Annotated in this window: 15 protein-coding genes and 1 pseudogene; 10 read left to right on the top strand and 6 right to left on the bottom strand. The window is 57.4% G+C overall.

Translation table 11 applies throughout. The features are described 5' to 3' along the window. Window positions 1-428: 428 nt before the first annotated feature. The gene (locus AC4GMC_RS11945) at window positions 429-728 is read right to left on the bottom strand and encodes a hypothetical protein (RefSeq protein ID WP_487877586.1); all 300 of its coding nucleotides are present in this window, start codon (window positions 726-728) and stop codon (window positions 429-431) included. Between the two features lie 213 nt (window positions 729-941). Here AC4GMC_RS11945 and AC4GMC_RS11940 point away from each other — a divergent pair, with 213 nt between their 5' ends. Next, the gene (locus AC4GMC_RS11940; RefSeq protein ID WP_487877585.1) at window positions 942-1,535 is read left to right on the top strand and encodes a hypothetical protein; all 594 of its coding nucleotides are present in this window, start codon (window positions 942-944) and stop codon (window positions 1,533-1,535) included. Window positions 1,536-1,568: 33 nt separating this feature from the next. Here AC4GMC_RS11940 and AC4GMC_RS11935 read toward each other — a convergent pair whose 3' ends face one another. Beyond that, window positions 1,569-2,459 carry a LysR family transcriptional regulator gene (locus AC4GMC_RS11935; RefSeq protein ID WP_487877584.1) on the bottom strand — a complete coding sequence of 297 codons (891 nt, stop codon included), beginning with the start codon at window positions 2,457-2,459 and terminating at the stop codon, window positions 1,569-1,571. Window positions 2,460-2,651: 192 nt separating this feature from the next. Between AC4GMC_RS11935 and cuyA the strand changes: the two genes are divergently transcribed. The 5 genes from cuyA (at window position 2,652) to AC4GMC_RS11910 (ending at window position 8,071) form a co-directional block, all read left to right on the top strand. Beyond that, window positions 2,652-3,668, top strand: a complete 1,017-nt coding sequence (cuyA, locus tag AC4GMC_RS11930) for a D-cysteate sulfo-lyase (protein WP_487877587.1) — start codon at window positions 2,652-2,654, stop codon at window positions 3,666-3,668. A 49-nt stretch (window positions 3,669-3,717) separates the two neighbouring features. Further along, window positions 3,718-4,677, top strand: coding sequence for an ABC transporter substrate-binding protein (locus tag AC4GMC_RS11925; RefSeq protein WP_038003991.1), 960 nt, complete (start codon window positions 3,718-3,720; stop codon window positions 4,675-4,677). A 75-nt stretch (window positions 4,678-4,752) separates the two neighbouring features. Continuing rightward, window positions 4,753-5,811 carry a quaternary amine ABC transporter ATP-binding protein gene (locus AC4GMC_RS11920; protein ID WP_487877583.1) on the top strand — a complete coding sequence of 353 codons (1,059 nt, stop codon included), beginning with the start codon at window positions 4,753-4,755 and terminating at the stop codon, window positions 5,809-5,811. Continuing rightward, window positions 5,808-7,349: an ABC transporter permease gene (locus AC4GMC_RS11915; RefSeq protein ID WP_487877582.1), complete on the top strand. Its 1,542-nt coding sequence runs from the start codon at window positions 5,808-5,810 to the stop codon at window positions 7,347-7,349. Before AC4GMC_RS11920 ends, AC4GMC_RS11915 begins: the two co-directional genes overlap by 4 nt. Continuing rightward, window positions 7,346-8,071 (top strand): alpha/beta fold hydrolase, encoded by a 726-nt coding sequence (locus AC4GMC_RS11910; protein ID WP_487877581.1) that lies wholly within the window; start codon window positions 7,346-7,348, stop codon window positions 8,069-8,071. Before AC4GMC_RS11915 ends, AC4GMC_RS11910 begins: the two co-directional genes overlap by 4 nt. Here the strand turns inward: AC4GMC_RS11910 and gph are convergent. From gph to AC4GMC_RS11890, 4 genes are read right to left on the bottom strand one after another with little or no spacing between them, the layout of a single operon-like run. Beyond that, the gene (gph, locus tag AC4GMC_RS11905; RefSeq protein WP_487880249.1) at window positions 8,068-8,718 is read right to left on the bottom strand and encodes a phosphoglycolate phosphatase; all 651 of its coding nucleotides are present in this window, start codon (window positions 8,716-8,718) and stop codon (window positions 8,068-8,070) included. The genes AC4GMC_RS11910 and gph overlap by 4 nt on opposite strands. Continuing rightward, entirely contained in the window at window positions 8,715-10,031 is a 1,317-nt protein-coding gene (locus AC4GMC_RS11900; RefSeq protein ID WP_487878598.1) for a TRAP transporter large permease, read from the bottom strand. Before AC4GMC_RS11900 ends, gph begins: the two co-directional genes overlap by 4 nt. Further along, entirely contained in the window at window positions 10,028-10,597 is a 570-nt protein-coding gene (locus tag AC4GMC_RS11895) for a TRAP transporter small permease (RefSeq protein WP_487878597.1), read from the bottom strand. The genes AC4GMC_RS11900 and AC4GMC_RS11895 overlap by 4 nt, the downstream gene beginning before the upstream one ends. Window positions 10,598-10,635: 38 nt before the next feature. After that, the gene (locus AC4GMC_RS11890) at window positions 10,636-11,655 is read right to left on the bottom strand and encodes a TRAP transporter substrate-binding protein (RefSeq protein ID WP_487878599.1); all 1,020 of its coding nucleotides are present in this window, start codon (window positions 11,653-11,655) and stop codon (window positions 10,636-10,638) included. Between the two features lie 408 nt (window positions 11,656-12,063). Here AC4GMC_RS11890 and AC4GMC_RS11885 point away from each other — a divergent pair, with 408 nt between their 5' ends. The 4 genes and pseudogenes from AC4GMC_RS11885 to AC4GMC_RS11870 form a co-directional block, all read left to right on the top strand. Next, complete coding sequence (locus AC4GMC_RS11885) at window positions 12,064-14,472, top strand: GcvT family protein (protein ID WP_487879362.1); 2,409 nt, start codon at window positions 12,064-12,066, stop codon at window positions 14,470-14,472. Next, window positions 14,469-16,007: a trimethylamine methyltransferase family protein gene (locus tag AC4GMC_RS11880; protein ID WP_487878479.1), complete on the top strand. Its 1,539-nt coding sequence runs from the start codon at window positions 14,469-14,471 to the stop codon at window positions 16,005-16,007. The genes AC4GMC_RS11885 and AC4GMC_RS11880 overlap by 4 nt, the downstream gene beginning before the upstream one ends. Beyond that, a complete protein-coding gene (locus tag AC4GMC_RS11875) occupies window positions 16,004-16,624 on the top strand; it encodes a TetR/AcrR family transcriptional regulator (protein WP_487878478.1) in 621 nt (206 codons plus the stop codon). The genes AC4GMC_RS11880 and AC4GMC_RS11875 overlap by 4 nt, the downstream gene beginning before the upstream one ends. Window positions 16,625-17,077: 453 nt before the next feature. Then, a pseudogene (locus tag AC4GMC_RS11870) lies at window positions 17,078-17,215 on the top strand (BrxR family helix-turn-helix transcriptional regulator); the annotation flags it as partial. Window positions 17,216-17,268: the final 53 nt, after the last annotated feature.

Genomic DNA, 17,268 nt, shown 5'->3' with positions numbered 1-17,268 from the left:
CCAGACCGCAGTAGCTTTTGGGCTGTGGTAGAACTAAAAAACGCCTGCGCCAAATTACACGGTAAATCCCAATCTGCTGGTGGACGGCTGTTAGCCTGCTTTGCCTAATATCGTATACCCAGAAATTTCGTAATCTGTGCCTACCACTTGAAGCGATTGAGGCCTCTTAACGTTTGGTTGAGGCGCAACGACCTGGCCAAGCAGCTTTTGTTCTGCCCGGCATGGCAAAAATCGCGAGAGAATTGGCGGCCCCAACTAGATTAAATGTTAACGATATTATTGAAGACGTAATCGTTGCTGCTTCGGAGCTGTCCCTAGAAATGACACTGGAGCCGGGCAGCTACGTTTTCTTTGAGGTGTAAATCCCAAAAACCATACAAAGACAGATCGAGACCATCGCTAGGTAATTTGCGACGAACAAAAGCCGGTCAATCGTCAGCAGCGACCCCGCCCACAACTTCGTAGAGGCCCGAACGTGCCGTTCCTACGCGTCTGATCTTGCCTTCTTCAATGAGCTTCTGAAGCCCACGGAACAACGTAGGGTATGCAATCTCGGCAGTAAGCTTGTGCTTCTTCAGCTCAGCAAGCGAGGCGTGTTGTCCGTCCTCGGAGAGTAACTGCAAGGCGTAATAGATGTCCTTGCTGTGCTCGGGCCAGTCAGTGAACCCAAGGTCTTCTTCCATTGCTTTGAGCAGAGCTCTTAGTTTTGCGGCCGTTGGCATGTGCACCCGTATGATCTAGCGTCATCTTGACGATATTTTTAAGACTTTGACGTTGCAAAGCCATCCCAATTATCGCCGTTTTGCTCGTTACAGCAAAAGATTACAAGTTGTATCTTATGATAATATGCCGTTTCAGATCGAAAGTCTATATCTTAAAATTCAAGATGAGACTTCGTGTCAGGGGTGGTGCTGAGGGCTGTTTTGGTAAGGAAAGCGACCATGCGTACCATTATTGTATTAAGAATTACGATATTAATTGAATTCCTAATTGTGTCCACTGTGTATCTTTCACTGCATTCTCTGGACGCAAGTATCATATCTATTCTTACAAGTAACCTGCCATCTAATGATGACGTGGCGTCCGGCGTTTTCCTAACTTATGGCTTTAGTGTGCTCATCGCTTGGCTTTTTGGCCTAAAGTCGATTCCCTTCCTGCTAATGCCTGCGATGTGGATATATTCTTGGCCAAATGATTCTAGCAATTTTTGGGTACTAGCGGCGCATGAGCCCGTACTTTCTATTCTAATTCTCCCCTTCGCTTTCATCGCTGCTCGCAAATTAGGATTGCGCGTTGCAAGTGGAGTGGTCGGATTCAACTGGCGTCACATTATGCTTTGCGGGTTTGCCACTGCTGTGATCTGCGCTTCCATCTCAAGTCTCATCTCCGGCGGTTCATGGGCGCAGCTTACGTCATCGTCACTCGATGCCATAATTGGTCAGGTGGTTTTCTTCGCTCTCTTGCTGATTGATTACCGCCTACTACGGTTGTCTCCACAACGGATCGTTACTGCACCAAAAACTAATCCGGCCTAGCGAAGCCTCCGGCGCAAAAACTTGTGGGGCGGGTTAATTATCTTGGGTCCAAACTTCCATCAATGACTGCGCGGTCGACATCCTGCTATCGGCATATACTGCGACCTGAAGTGGCTCCTTGCCATAGGTGTTCGCAAGCGAGATTAGTGCGCCACTTTGGACCTCCTGATGGATCATGCTAAAGGGCAGCCATCCGATACCTAATCCCGCCAATATGAGTTCGCGTACACCACTTGAAAAGGCAGTCACGGTAAAGGCGCTCGTGTCTGCCCCCGGCACGCCGAACGGTCGCCCGCTGTTGTGCAGAACTTTCCCGAAATAGCTGTCTTCTGGGTACACGATTGCGGGGGTGTCGGCGGCGACACGACCCTTATCCCGAATGCGGTAGCGCAGTGCGCCGCCCACCACTGGAATTAGATAGTCGTTACCCCAGATCCCTCGCAGAATGTCCGGCCCGAATTGTAGGGGGCCGACACTCTCGGCTTCATAGCAAAGTAACATGCTGGTGTCGCCGCGGAGAAACATGGTCACGCAATCGTTTAGGTTCCCGGCGCGCAGCCGAAACTGAAGCCCAGGAAGAGATGCGCGCGCTCTCAGCGCCATATCCGGAAAGGTAGAGCATGTAGCGGCATGTTGTGTGGAAATTGCTATGGTGCTGCGGCTTGCATCATAGCGCCCAATTTTTGTGCGCAACTCACGAAGGCGCGCAATAAGGGCGCGTATCTCTCCCTCGTTAGAAATCAGCGCCTGACTGATGTCTACGCGATTGGTGTGCCGGTCCAACACCTCAACCCCAAGCCAATCCTCAAACCCTCGGATGCGCCGTGAAAACGCAGGCTGCGTGATGTTTCGACGCGCTGCCGCCCGCGAGAGATTGCCCTCTTCTAGTAGGACAAGAACGTCATCAAGTGACTGTAAGTGCATGGGCCGATTCCTCTTAGTCATACAAACGCTATGAGCGGTCATAGAAAAAAGCACTGTTTTTCTGATTTGGTCCAGAAGAAGCTTTTACCAGATACAAAACTGGGGGGCGCTGTGACTGTTACTGATCAATTGGTGGGCCATGATAACACCGACTTCGCGGACTTGACTGCAAGCCGCTGCAAGGACCTTGCGATTCAACTGGCCCGGTTTCCGCGCGTTGCGCTGGGGCATCTTCCTACACCCCTAGAGCCGATGGATCGGCTCAGTGAATTGCTTGGCGGCCCGCGTCTGTGGGTCAAACGGGACGATTGCACGGGGCTCTCATCGGGTGGCAATAAAACTCGCAAGCTTGAGTTTCTGATGGCTGACGCTCAAGCAAACGGTGCCGATACGATCATCACCCAAGGTGCGACACAATCCAATCACGCCCGCCAAACGGCAGCCGCCGCGGCCAAGCTAGGCATGGCCTGTCACATACTTCTTGAGGACCGCACCGGCTCAAACGATCCAAGCTATATCATGAGTGGGAATGTCCTGTTGGACCGTCTGCATGGTGCGACCGTCGCCAAGCGGAGCGGAGGCACTGATATGGCGACTGAGATGGAAGACCTTGCCGAAACCCTCCGCGCTAAAGGGAAAATTCCCTACGTGATCCCCGGCGGCGGCTCTAATCCCATTGGCGCATTAGGCTACGTGAATTGTGCCCGCGAACTGGTCGAACAGGCCAGCGATATGGGCCTCAAGATCGACGCGCTGGTTCACGCCACGGGCAGTTCGGGCACCCAAGCGGGTCTTGTTGCGGGCTTGGCAGCGTTGCAAAGCGATATCCATTTGCTCGGCATCGGGGTGCGCGCCCCACAAGAGAAACAAGAAGGCATGGTCTATGACCTTGCGCTGCGAACCGCTGCGCACCTTGGATCATCCGCGCAAATTGCACGCTCCGACGTTCGGGCAAACTGTGAGTATGTCGGCGCGGGCTATGGCCTTCCTACGGACGGGATGATCGCGGCTATCAAGCTGCTGGCCGAAACCGAAGGCCTGCTTTTCGACCCGGTATATTCTGGCAAAGGCCTCGACGGGCTGATCGATCTGGTCCGGAACGGCCACTTTGCGGGAATGGATAACGTTGTCTTTCTCCATACCGGCGGGAGCGCGGCATTGTTCGGCTATCCCGAGACCTTTGATCTGCCGGGATACACGACCACCTAAAAAGCAAAAACTGACCAACAAAAAACTGACCAACAAGGAGATCCACAAAATGACTATGAAACGTAACTTGATGGCCGCCGCGCTGGTAAGCGTGATTGGTGTGCCTGCCTTTGCGGAAAACGTGAACATCGGTGTTCCATCTTGGACAGGCGCGCAAGCAATTGCCTACGTTCTGGGCGAGGTCGTAACGACCCGCATCGGCGGTACGGTTGATTATGTTCCCGGCAACAACGCCACGATTTTTCAGGCGATGGACCAAGGTGAGGGTGACATCGACGTACATCCCGATGTGTGGCTGCCGAACCAAGAAAGTTTTACCAAGCAATACGTGGATGAGGCAGGAACCGTCACGCTTTCGTCGAACCCCTATCAAGGCAATCAAGGCTTCTGCGTGTCCAAGGATTTTGCTGCCGCCAACAGCATTACTGACATCGCTGATCTAGGGCGCCCGGATGTTGCGGCCCTAATGGACAGTGACGGCGATGGATTAGGTGAAATGTGGATCGGGGCACCCGGCTGGGCCTCTGCCAACGTCAATGAGGTTAAAGTACGTGATTATGGCCTTCTTGATTTTCTGGAGCCGATCCGCGCTGAAGAAGCGGTGAAAACCGCCCGCATCAAGGACAGCATCGCCAAAGGCGAAGGCTACGCGTTCTACTGCTATGAGCCCCATGCTGTGTGGTACATGTTTGACGTCACCATGCTGACTGAGCCTGCGTATGACCCTGAAAAGTATGTGATGTTCCAACCCTCTGATGATGCGGACTGGTACGAAAAATCCATGGTGGCCAGTAAAGATGACCTCAAGCAGGTGCAAATCGCGTGGTCCAACTCCCTTGAGGGGCGCTCGCCCGCGATTGCGGAGTTCTTTGCCAACTTTGAGCTGACCGCAGATGATGTGAGCAGCCTCGCCTTTGAGATCAGCGCCAATGGCCGTGAGCCTGCGGATGTGGCAGCGGAATGGGTTGCGGCAAACTCTGACCGTGTGGATGCGATGCTGGGCCTTTAGGGCCGCGTCGCTCAACACAAACGTCGGTACGGGCGATAGTCGGTGCCGACATTTCCGACGGTGGGTGGGGTAATTATGAAAAGTGACGATCGCGTCATTGAGATTTCAAACGTTTGGAAAATCTTCGGCGGCAGACCCGAGCAAGCGCTAAAGGCGATCCGAGATCGTGGTCTGACCAAAGCGGAGGTCCTTGCGGAATTTAACGCGGTCGTGGGCGTCGCTGACGTGAGCCTATCAGTCAATCGCGGTGAGATTTTCTGCATCATGGGGCTGTCGGGCAGCGGCAAGTCGACCCTGGTGCGCCACTTTAACCGTTTGTTGGAACCCACCGCCGGCAAGATTGCGATTGAGGGCACCGATGTGATGGCCCTCGCTCCCAAAGAGCTCCAGGCCTTTCGCAACCGCAAGATCGGCATGGTATTTCAGAACTTTGCCCTTATGCCGCACCGCTCCGTTCTGGATAATGTGGCCATGCCCCTCGAAATTCGACAAGTCGCCAAGAACGAGAGGATGCGGCAGGCTGCGGCGATCCTTGATATTGTTGAGCTTGGCGCGTGGGGCTCCAAGTTCGCGCATGAACTTTCAGGCGGTATGCAGCAGCGCGTTGGCTTGGCACGCGCGCTCGCAGCCAACCCCGATGTCCTTTTGATGGATGAGCCGTTCTCAGCGCTGGATCCGCTGATCCGGCGACAGTTGCAGGACGAATTCATTCGGCTGTCGAAGATTCTGAAAAAGACGACCATCTTCATTACCCACGACCTTGATGAGGCGGTCCGCATCGGTGACCGCATCGCCATTATGCGCGACGGCAAAGTGGTTCAGATCGGCACCGCCGAGGATATCGTGATGAACCCCGCCGATGATTATGTGGCTGACTTCGTGGCGGGCATTTCGCGGCTAAAGGTCGTGCATGCCCATGCCGTGATGCAGCCGATCGCGGCATATATGGCCACTAACGGCCCTATCACGTCGGATGCCCCGCGCGTGGATGGCCACGAAACGCTGAGCAAACTGATCACCCTCGCGATTGATGACGAAAGTCCAATCGTGGTGAACGCATCCGGCGCGGATGTCGGCATTATCACACGTGCAGATTTGTTGCGCACGGTCATCGAAGGCACGGAGGTCTCATGATGGACGCCACGGTAAACCCCCTCGACGATCCCAACAGCGACGCTGCAATCGCCTACGCAAAAGAACGGCGCGACAACATCCGCACCTTTGTTCGCACCAACCCGGATTACTACATCAAGAACTTCAACAAAATCGGCGCCTCGGCCCGCTTTACCCCGACGCTGAACCTAATGGCGGGGCTGTTTGGCCCGGTCTGGTTTGGGGCGCGCGGGCTTTGGTCATGGGCGCTGCCGTTTTTGATCCTTGAGGCTTTGGCACTGGTGCAAATTGCACGCGGTTTGTTCGGGGATTTGGGCGCAGATGCGATGGCGCGGATCGCCTCGATTGAAGGGACGCTCGATTTGCGTCGCCAGCAGTTGACCGCAGCGATTGAAGCAGGCTCTGACCGTGTGGACGCGTTCCGCCGCGCTGTCGAAAGCTTAGAGCAAAACATAGGTGGCATCCGCGAAGAAGCCGCCGCATTGGCTGCGCAAGGCCCACAGATCGTTTTGATCGGCGTTTGTATTCTTTTGCTGGCCAAGGCGGCACAGGCCATTGTCGCCAACTGGGCGCTGGAGGCGCGCTTTTCGGATTGGGTCTCTGATCGTTCCGTTCGTTCAGGCATGCCCGTATCGCAAATTGTGTTCAGCGCGGTTTTCATGGCCCTGATCGTGCTCGCTGCCATGCTGCACTACAGTTTGCCGGGGCGGTTTACCTTGCTCAGCGCGTTCCCGACTGATCCTGATATCCGCCTGATCAGCATCGACTGGGTCGAGAACTTTTTTAACTGGGCGGTCCTAAACGGCGACGCGCTGTTCGACGGGATCACCTTTGTGATCCGGCTCGTGCTCGACGCGCTTGAGATCGTCTTTGTCAGTACCCCATGGATCGTGATCGCGGCGTTGATCATTCTTTTGACGTGGCTCACGGCAGGGGTGCGGATGGCTATCTATTCCGGCGCATTCCTATCCTATATGGGGCTCTTGGGCTTTTGGGAAAAGGCGATGACAACGCTAGCCCTGCTGGGAACCGCGGCATGCCTGTCGATCCTGATCGGTATCCCACTGGGTATGTTCGCGGCGAGGCGCCCCCGGTTTTATGCCGCGATCCAGCCGGTGATGGATTTCATGCAAACCATGCCCGCGTTCGTTTTCATGATCCCGGTGATCGCGTTCTTTGGTACTGGCAAACCCGCCGCAGTTGTCACCACCATGATCTTTGGGGGTACGCCGGTGGTGCGCCTAACGGTGTTGGGCCTGCGCGGGGTCCCCGAAAGCGTCCGAGAGGCCGCGATCTCATTTGGGGCGAACAAATGGTATCTGCTCACGCGCGTTGACCTTCCACTGGCCAGTCCCTCGATCCGGGCGGGCATCAATCAGACGATCATGCTGTCGCTTGCTATGGTGGTTGTGGCTTCGCTGATCGGGGCCAAGGGTCTGGGCGAGGACGTCCTAGAGGCGCTGCAATACGCCAACGTTGGCCAAGGCATTCTCGCAGGTTTTGCCATCCTGTTTTGTGCCATGATCCTTGATCGCATCGTGCAGGGACAGCGTAAGTGATACCGCTTGTAATGGTGCACGGGTTTCTGGGCGGCAGCGCACAGTGGCAGGCACAAATAGCGGCACTGTCAGAAACTTGTCATGTGATCGCACTGGATTTGCCGGGGTTTGGTCGCAATGCTCATCTGCCTGCTCTGCTGTCTATTCCGGCCTTTGCGGATTGGGTGTTGGGTCAGCTGGATGCGCGCGGCGTGGATCGTTTCAACCTGTTGGGGCACTCTATGGGGGGCATGATCGTCCAAGAGGTGGCTCGCTGTGCAGGCGGGCGGATCGATAAGTTGATTTTGTATTCCACCGGCGCGCTGGGTGTCCTGCCGGGCCGGTTTGAAACCATCGCACAAAGCAAGGTGCGCGCCCAAGCGGACGGCCCCTGCATAACTGCGCGGCGTATCGCGGCGAGTTGGTTTTTGCACGGTACGCAGTCGCCCGGGTATGAAGAATGCGCCGCAATCGCAGAGCAAGCCGGGTTAGACGCAATGCTAGCGGGCTTGGATGCAATGCAGGCGTGGTCCGGTGTGGACGCGTTGGCACAGCTACAGCCCGAGACACTCGTAATTTGGGGGGATCGAGATCGCACTTACGCGTGGCCTCAGACGGAACAATTATGGCAAACAATTCCGCGCACCAGCCTTGCCGTACTGCCAGATTGCGCACATGCGGTGCATCTAGAAAAGCCAGACGCATTTAACCGAACCGTCATCGACTTTCTGACAAAGGCCTAGGCGGTCAGCTCGGCTACGATCTGGGGCAAATCGGTCCAATCGTTCAGCGTCGCATGGATGGTCAGTGTGGCGGGCGGAACGTGGCAATACCCGTGGGTAAAGAACACGAATGGCACCCCAGCGGCCTTGGCCGTTTCGGCATCGACCTCGCTGTCGCCTACATAGATGCAGTCTGCATGGCCAAGCCGCGCCATCGTTTCGCGTAGCGGTTCTGCGTCTGGCTTGCGGGTCGCACAGGTGTCGCCACCGACGACGGCGTCAAAAAACGCATCCATTCCGAATGTCGCCAAAACCTTGCGCGCAGGGCCCTCGGGTTTGTTGGTGCAAACGGCCATCGGATGCCCGCGCTTGCGAAGCTCAGACAGAGCCTCAAACACACCGGGATAGGCGTGTGTCAGCGTGGCTGGATCCGCGTTGTAATGCGCAAGCAGCCGCGCCGTCAGGTCGGGCACGTCCGCGGCAGGCAGGCCATGATGCTCAGCAACCCGTGTGCACAACACGCCGATTCCACTACCGATGAAGGAAATCACAGTCGCTAGATCAAGCGGCTCTTGGCCAATTTCGCCCATCAGGCGATTAACGGCAGCTTGGATATCGGGCGCGCTGTTCAAAAGCGTCCCGTCGAGGTCAAAGATGATGGGTGTCATGGCGCAATCAAGAACAGTGTGATGCCGGGGAAGGCGACCAAAATGATCACCCGAACGATGTCCGATGCGACAAAGAACAGAACCGACTTATAGGTTTCGATCATGGATGTAGTTTTATCCATGGCATTGATAATGAACAGGTTCATCCCAACGGGCGGTGTGATCAACCCAACCTCTACCACGATCAACACAAGGATGCCGAACCAGATCGCCACGTGTTCTGTCGTCATGCCGAAGTCCAGTGCCGAGATGACGGGAAAAAAGATCGGTACCGTCAACAGGATCATGGACAAGCTGTCCATCAGGCACCCAAAGATGAGATAGAATACCAAGATCAGGCACAGCACGACCATTGGCGCAAAGCCTTGGTCTACTACAAAGGCTGATAATTCCTGCGGCACGCGGGTCAGCGCGAGGAACCCGTTGTAGAATGCCGCGCCCAGCACGATGAAAAAGATAAACCCGGTGGTTTTCGCTGTGGATAGCAGCCCTTCGGTCAAGACGCGGCTCGTTAACCCGCCTTTGGCGAGCGCGATCAGGGCTGTACCCATTGCGCCCACGGCGGCGCCCTCTGTGGGGGTGAATATGCCACCATAAATGCCGCCCACCACGGTCAGAAATACCATCAAAACAGGCCAAACCCGCCACAACGCATCAAATCTCTGGGCCCATGGCACAGCAGGTTTGGTGCCGGCAGCGTTCGGATACAGCCGCACGTAGATCGAGATCGTCAGCATATAGCCCGCCGCCGCCAACAACCCCGGCGCAAGTGCGGCCAAAAACAGCTTGGCGATGTTTTGCTCTGTTAGGATCGCATAGATCACGAGGATGACTGAGGGCGGGATCAAAATGCCCAGCGTGCCGCCCGCCGCTAGTGTCGCGGTCGAGAACCCGCCGGAATAGCCGTAGCGGCGCAACTCGGGCAGGGCGGTTCGACCCATGGTCGCCGCCGTAGCCAACGATGATCCACAGATCGCGCCAAATCCTGCGCAGGCCCCGACTGCGGCCATGGCCACACCACCGCGCCGGTGCCCCAAAAAACCTTCGGCCGCCTTGAATAACGCCTGCGACATGCCGCCAACGGTCGCGAAATACCCCATCAACAGGAACATGGGTACAATCGAAAGCGAGTAGTTAGAAAACGTCGTAAAGCTCTCGGATTTGAGCCGCGCGAGCGCCAAGTTCGTGGATCCCGTCACTAGGTACAGTCCCACAAACCCAGTTGAAAACATGGCCAACCCGATCGGGACCCGCAAAAAGATGAGGACCAACAGGGTCGGAAAGGACCATGCGCCTATTTCCAATGGGGTCATTGTACGTCTGTCTCCAACAGGCTTTCATCCGCGGTCAGCACGGCCCAAAACCGAAGAACAACCATGTAGCAGGCCACAAGTGCCGCAAGGCTGGCGGCAAACAAGCTTGCGACATAGGCCCACCAGATGGGAAATTGCAGCAGGAATGTCGTCTGGCCCGAACGCATCTTGGACTGCGTGCCCTCGTACAATTGCATTGCGATGATGACCAAGACAGTCGCAAACAGCACCTCAATCGCGGCTTTCAGGACCCGCAAACCCCATGGCGGCAATTTGGAGGTGAAGATATCGACCGAGGCATGCGCCCCCGTGATTTGACACAGCGGCAGGAACGAGAAGATTGCAAATGCCATGCCCGCTTCGACCAGTTCAAAGTCGCCGGTGACGGGTCCGATCCCAAGGTCCAGCAGGGTTTGGGCAAGCGCAAAGTCGCCCATGCTATGCAATAGGCCGTTCAACGCACGCCCCAAGATCGACACGCACACAAGGGTGATCAGTGCGATCAACACCAGCCCACCCACCAAGGCCATGGCCCGGCAGACTGTCATCATTGCCCGGTGCACCATGCCCGACCCCTCCGCGAGAGCGCCCGGTTTAGGGCGCGTTAGTTGCCGTGCGCAGCCATAAGGGCCTTTGCCTCGTCAATCAACGCTTGTCCGTCGATGCCCTTTGCCTCCATCTCAGCGATCCACGCGCTGTAGATTGGTGCGGTTTTGGCAACCCAATCGCTTGGATCGGTGATTGTGGTGATGGTATTGCCGCGCGCGACGGCCTGGGCGCGCGCCGGGGCGTCCGCGTCCTGTTGAATGCGGCCTGCGTTGACCGAAAACCCTAGGCCAGAGTTCGCATCGACCACCGCCTTTAGATCATCGGGCAGGGCTGCGTAGCTATCGGCGTTCATCGCCAACACAAAGGTCAATGTATACAGCATGTTGCCTTCAAACTCGGTGTGGTTGGACACCAGTTCCGGCACCTTTAGCCCGCCGGTGACTTCCCACGGGATTGTCACGGCATCCACAACACCCTTCGATAGGGCCTCGGGGATGGCCGGAACGGGCATGCCCACAGGCGTGGCGCCCAGTTCGCCCAAAAGCTGGTTCACCATGCGGCTGGCGCCCCGTGCTTTGACGCCAGTCATGTCCTCGGGGGTGGTGATCGCATCCTGCGAGTGGATCACGCCGGGGCCATGCACCCATGTGCCCAACACGTGGACATCGCGAAATTCGGTGTCGCGCATGTGCCGTTCGTACATCTGCCAGTACGCGCTGGATGCGGCGGCGGCATCGCTGACGAAGAACGGCAGCTCAAACACCTCGGTGCGGGGAAAACGGCCGGGCGTGTAGCCAACCACAGTCCAAATGATGTCGGCCACACCGTCAATTGCTTGGTCCATCAGTTCTGGTGGCACACCGCCCAGCTGCATGGATGGAAAGCGGTTGATCTGGATGCGCCCGTCTGAGTCCGCCTCGATTTTATCGGCCCAAACGTCCAAGATCAGCTTGGGCACGTTGGCTTGGGCTGGCAAAAACTGATGTAGGTTCAACGTGACCTCTTGCGCCTGAATGGGGGGCGCTAGCCATATGCTTGCAGCTGCGATGGCGCCAAGAATGGTGTGACGGTTCATTGTGATATCCTCTCCATCTCCCCGTGGTGGGCGGGAGTGTGCCTGAACCCGCATCACGGAACCAGAAGTTTCTTGGGCGGGATCGGTGATCGTTGGGTCAACCGGTGCCGGCCCATTGATCATGGCGCGTAAAACGTCGCCCATCTGTGCGGCAGTTATAATTTGGACCATCACTGGGCCGTCCCCAAGGACTTTGCCAAGCCTTGCAGCGGCGCTGTCCACGACGGGCACAACAAGGGGTGCAGGCACAGAGAACGCGAGGAATTTTAGCGCGCCCATATGGCATTTTCCCAGCCCAGCTTACAGGTCTCGAAGAGACTGGCCATAGCTGTCTGGACACAAGTGTCTAGACGGATCGAAATTCCCGTTCTAGCGTCTCCAAAACAGACTGATTCTGGGAGGCTTGTCATGAAATCGCACTACCGCGTTGTTGTCATCGGAGGGGGCGTCGTTGGCGCCTCGGTTTTGTACCACTTGGCCAAATTCGGCTGGGATGACGTGTGTCTGCTGGAGCGGTCTATTCTAACGGCGGGATCATCATGGCACGCGGCGGGTGGTATCCACGCGCTTAACGCGGACCCCAATATTGCGGCCCTGCAGGCCTACACGATCGATCTTTTGCCCGAGATTGAAAAGGAATCTGGCCAATCCATCGGTCTGCACATGACCGGTGGGCTGACAATGGCGGGCACGCCGGACCGTTGGGAATGGTTGCAATCGGCCTATCGCACGTTCCAATCCATCGGGATTGAGGATTGTCGCCTTGTCACCCCCGAAGAGGCACACGAACTGTGCCCTATCATGTCCCCCGAGGGCCTCTTGGGCGGCATGTGGGCCGACCGAGAGGGTTACGTCGACACCACCGGTACGGTCCAAGCCTATGCCATCGCGGCCAAGAAACGTGGCGCATCGGTGTTTGAACATACCAAGGTCGAGGCCTTGGAGCAGACCGCAGATGGCTGGCGCGTTATTACGGACAAGGGCGTTGTCACGTGTGAGCATGTGGTCAACGCGGGCGGCCTGTGGGCCAAGCAGTTGGGTCGTATGGCGGGGATTGAGCTGCCGGTCGCGCCGCTTAAACACCACTACCTGATTTCGGACACGATCCCTCAACTAGAGGAATTGGATTTCGAGGTCCCGATGACGGTGGACCTAGAGGGCTTTACTTATCTGCGGCAGGACCAAAAGGGTGTTCTGCTTGGTATCTATGAGATTGATCACGAACACTGGGCGCTGGATGGCGCGCCGTGGGATTACGGGATGGAGTTGTTCCAAGAACAGACCGACCGCATCGAAAATGAACTGATCCTTGGCTTTGAACGCTATCCTGCGCTTCAAGAGGTCGGGGTAAAAACCTGGGTCAACGGGGCCTTCACGTTCTCACCCGATGGGAACCCGCTCGTCGGGCCGGTGCGCGGCAAGCCCGGGTATTGGTGCGCCTGTGCGGTGATGGCGGGCTTCCTGCAGGGCGGGGGTGTCGGCAAATCACTGGCGGAGTGGATGATCCACGGCGAACCAGAGGCCGACGTTTTTGGCATGGACGTCGCGCGCTATGGCAAGTTTGCCGAAAACCGCCAGTTCATCCGCGAAACGACGGGCCAGTTCTATACCCGCCGTTTCGTCATGACCTACCCGAACGAACAACTCCCCGCAGGGCGTCCGCTGAAAAAGGCCTCCGCCTATGATGCGATGTCGGCAGCGGGCGCACGCTGGGGGGCAAGCTATGGCTTGGAAATGCCCCTCTACTTCGCCCCCGAAGGGTTTGAGGAAACGCCGACGCTCAAACGCTCAAACGCGTTTGATCTGGTGGCGGCGGAATGCAAAGCCACCCGTGAGGCCGTGGGCCTATTGGATATCTCGGGCTTTTCGCGGTTTGAGGTCACCGGCCCCGGAGCGGAGGCTTGGCTAGATCGGATCATGGCCTCCAAATTGCCCAAACCCGGCCGCGCCAAGCTGGCCCCAATGCTGTCGCCCACGGGTAAGTTGAAGGGTGATCTGACGGTCTTTAACTGGGGCGACGGGACGTGGTGGATTATGGGCAGCTACTACTTGCGCGAATGGCACATGCGCTGGTTCGATGATCATATGGACGAAGGCGTGACCGTCACGGACATCGCCGATGCAACGGTCGGGTTCTCGGTGTCCGGGCCGAACGCACGCAAAGTGATGGAGGCTGTCACACAAGACGACATCGCCACACTACCGTTCATGGGATGTGGAACATTCGATATCGGAATGCTGCGGTGCAAGGTCGGGCGGCTGTCGGTGGCGGGTGAGTTGGGTTATGAAATCCACTGCTCAGCGGCGGAACACATTACCCTGCGCGAAACGCTTTTGGCAGCAGGCGCCGCCCACGGCATCAAAGAGATCGGCTTTAACGCGCTCCTTTCCCTGCGGCTGGAGAAAAGCTTTGGCATTTGGTCGGCAGAATTCACCCAAGGCTACACGGCTGCGCAAACCGGCATGGATCGTTGGATCGATTGGTCCAAGGACTTTGTGGGCAAAGCAGCCGCCGAAGCTGAGCGTGAGGGCGATGGCCCGGCGCAGGTCTTGGTCACCATGGAAGTGGATGCCAAAGATGCCGACGCCAGCGGGTATGAACCGATTTGGCGGAATGGCGAAAAGGTCGGCTTCGTGACCTCAGGCGGGTTCGGTCACACGACGGGCAAATCGCTCGCGATGGGCATGGTGAACCAAGACTGCGCCGCTGCGGGCACCGAATTAACGATGCACGTTGTCGGGGTGGAACGGGGCGCGACAGTGATTGCGGCCTCGCCGTATGATCCGGCGGGCAATGCCATGCGGGGGGTATCATGAACGAGCAGCCGCCCCCAATGCGCCGCGGGCGCAAGCGCGCTCTGGCTGACACAACACCCCGGCGCACGGTCAACTATCGCCAGTTGCGCAATCCGTTCACGCCGCAAAACGTGTTTTCGCAAGACGAGGTGGCAGAACTGCACGCCACCTCTCTGCGGGTTCTGCGTGAGCTTGGTATCAAGGTTCTGTTGCCCGAGGCGCGGGACCTGTTTGCGGCAGCAGGCGCGCGGGTGGTCGATGATATGGTCTATCTCGACGCAGACATCGTGGATGCGGCCCTCGCGACCGCGCCCAAATCGTTCACCATCCAAGGCGGATCTGCAGAGCGTGAAGTCGTCATGGAACTTGGCACTCTGTCGTTCCAAAGCGGGGCAGGCGCGCCCAATGTGACCGACCTAAAACGGGGGCGCCGCCCCGGCGCGCTGCGAGACGTCGAGGAATTGACGCAGATGGTACAGCACTTTGACGCGATCCAGATGCTGAGCCCCGGGGTTGAGCCACAGGATATCGCACCCGAGGTCCGCCATTATGCCTTTACCAAGGCACAGTTGACCCTTTCGGACAAAGTGCCCTTCGTGTTTTCACGTGGCACCGAGCAGGTGATGGACTGCTTTGAAATGATCCGTGAATTTCGGGGCCTGTCCGAGGCTGAATTCCGTGCAGCGCCGCATTGCTACACCATTATCAACACCAATTCTCCGCGCCAGATCGACATCCCTATGGCGCAGGGGCTCATTGATTTCGCCCGGTACGGTCAGCCGTCTGTTGTCACGCCGTTCTGCCTGATGGGGGCGATGGCACCCGTCACGGTGGCGGGCGCATTGGTGCTAAGCCACGCAGAGGCGATGGCCGCGATCACCCTGACGCAACTGGCAAATCCCGGCGCGCCGGTGATGTATGGCTCATTCTCATCTAACGTGGATATGAAATCAGGTGCGCCCGCATTCGGCACGCCCGAGCAGGTCAAAGCCAGCCTTGGAACGGGACAAATGGCGCGCCACCTCGGCCTGCCATGGCGCAACGCGGCCGGGTGCGCGGCCAATATCAATGACGCCCAAGCCGCCCACGAAACAGAGATCAGCGCTTGGGGTGCGTTGATGGCTGGGGCCACCGTCATCATCCACGCTGCGGGCTGGCTAGAGGGTGGGCTGAGCGTATCCTACGAGAAATTCATCACCGACATGGAGATGGTCCAGGTGATGGCAGAACTGTGCACGCCCACCGCCGCCGATGAAGCCGCGATGGCGTTTGAGGCCCTCAAAGAGGTCCAGCCCGGCGGGCACTTCTTTGGCTGCGCCCACACGATGGAGCGTTACGCCAGCGCATTCTACGCGCCGGTCGTGGCGGATTGGTCCAACTTTGGCACATGGACAGAGCGCGGCGCGCTCGACGCCTCCACCCGCGCGACGGCCCTCTGGCAAGAGATTGTCGCCACGCACAAACCTCCCGCCAATGCGACGCCTGAACGGTTGCGCGCACTCAACGCATTTATCACCGCGCGCACCGCTGAGGGCGGGGCGGTTCCGGTCAGTTGAGCAGCCCAGACACATCCCTTCCGCAGACCAAAGCCACCCGAGAGGACTGGCTAAGGGCTGCGATGGACCTGTTAATCTCAGACGGGGTGCAAGACGTCAAAATCTTGAAGATTGGGGCAGCGCTGGGCGTCTCGCGATCCAGTTTTTACTGGTATTTCAAAAGCCGCGAAGACCTTTTGGATCAACTCTTGGCCGAGTGGGAGCGCACAAACACCGGTATCTTGATCCATCACGCCAACCTGCCCGCCGCCACCATCACTGAGGCGCTTTGCAACTTTTTCGTCTGTGTCGTGCGGCCAGAGGGCTTTAACTATCAGCTTGATTTTGCCGTGCGGGAATGGTCGCGCCGTGACCCTTGCGTGCGCGCCGTTATTGACCGCAGCGATGCCGCCCGCACCGACGCCCTGCGCGATATGTTTGCCCGTCATGACTATAGCCCCGAAGAGGCCGATATCCGCGCCCGCGTGCTCTACTACCAACAGATCGGCTATTACGCGCTGGAACTGTCCGAAAGCTTGGACATCCGCCTGTCCCGCTTGCCCGGCTACTTACTGGCATTCACAGGCCAATCCGCCAGCGCGGACGAGATTGAGGCATTCCGGAAAGCGATCGCGTGACGTGTTCGCTGGGTAAGAGCAGCTGCTATGCTACTCTTTGCAGTGCAGTCTAATACGGACAGCCTAATGCTACACGGCTTGCGCCGATACCACACATGGTGTCGTTTTAGAGAAAGTGGTGAAGGGGATGAGTCACGCGCCCAACTCTCTCTCGTGCCAGTGTCGGGACCCACGTAACGGATGCGCAACTCCGCGCAAACCTGACGCTCATTGGAAAATCAGCCGATCAGCCTAGTCCAAAGTCGTCCAAGAAGTGGAGGGCTTGCCAACCGGTACCTCTCGGCAACCCTCGCCCGCATTCGCACCATTCTAACCAAAACTGCACATTCCATAGCAACCTCCCGTAATTGCGCAAGATTTCGATTGAACACGACATGACTCCCCGCTAGCGTGATCGTGAGCACAATAAATGGGTGCGTACAGTAAGCATACGCGCCGTGTCAGGAGTGCAAAGTGAGTAACGACAAGTCGGAGCTTCGTTGGGGAGTGGCACAGCGCCTCGAATTTATCGAGTTCCGATTATTTTGGGAGAGTCATGTGAATCGTAGCGATTTGATGGAACAGTTTGGACTGTCGGTGAACCAAGCGTCTGTCTAGCCCCCAATTTCAGTGCCACTAATTTTGGATTTCTCTAATAAGGTTTC

This window comes from Thalassobacter sp., from assembly GCF_982993085.1.
Note: the sequence above shows the minus strand (reverse complement) of the source record. Positions and strands in the feature narration are given on the sequence as shown.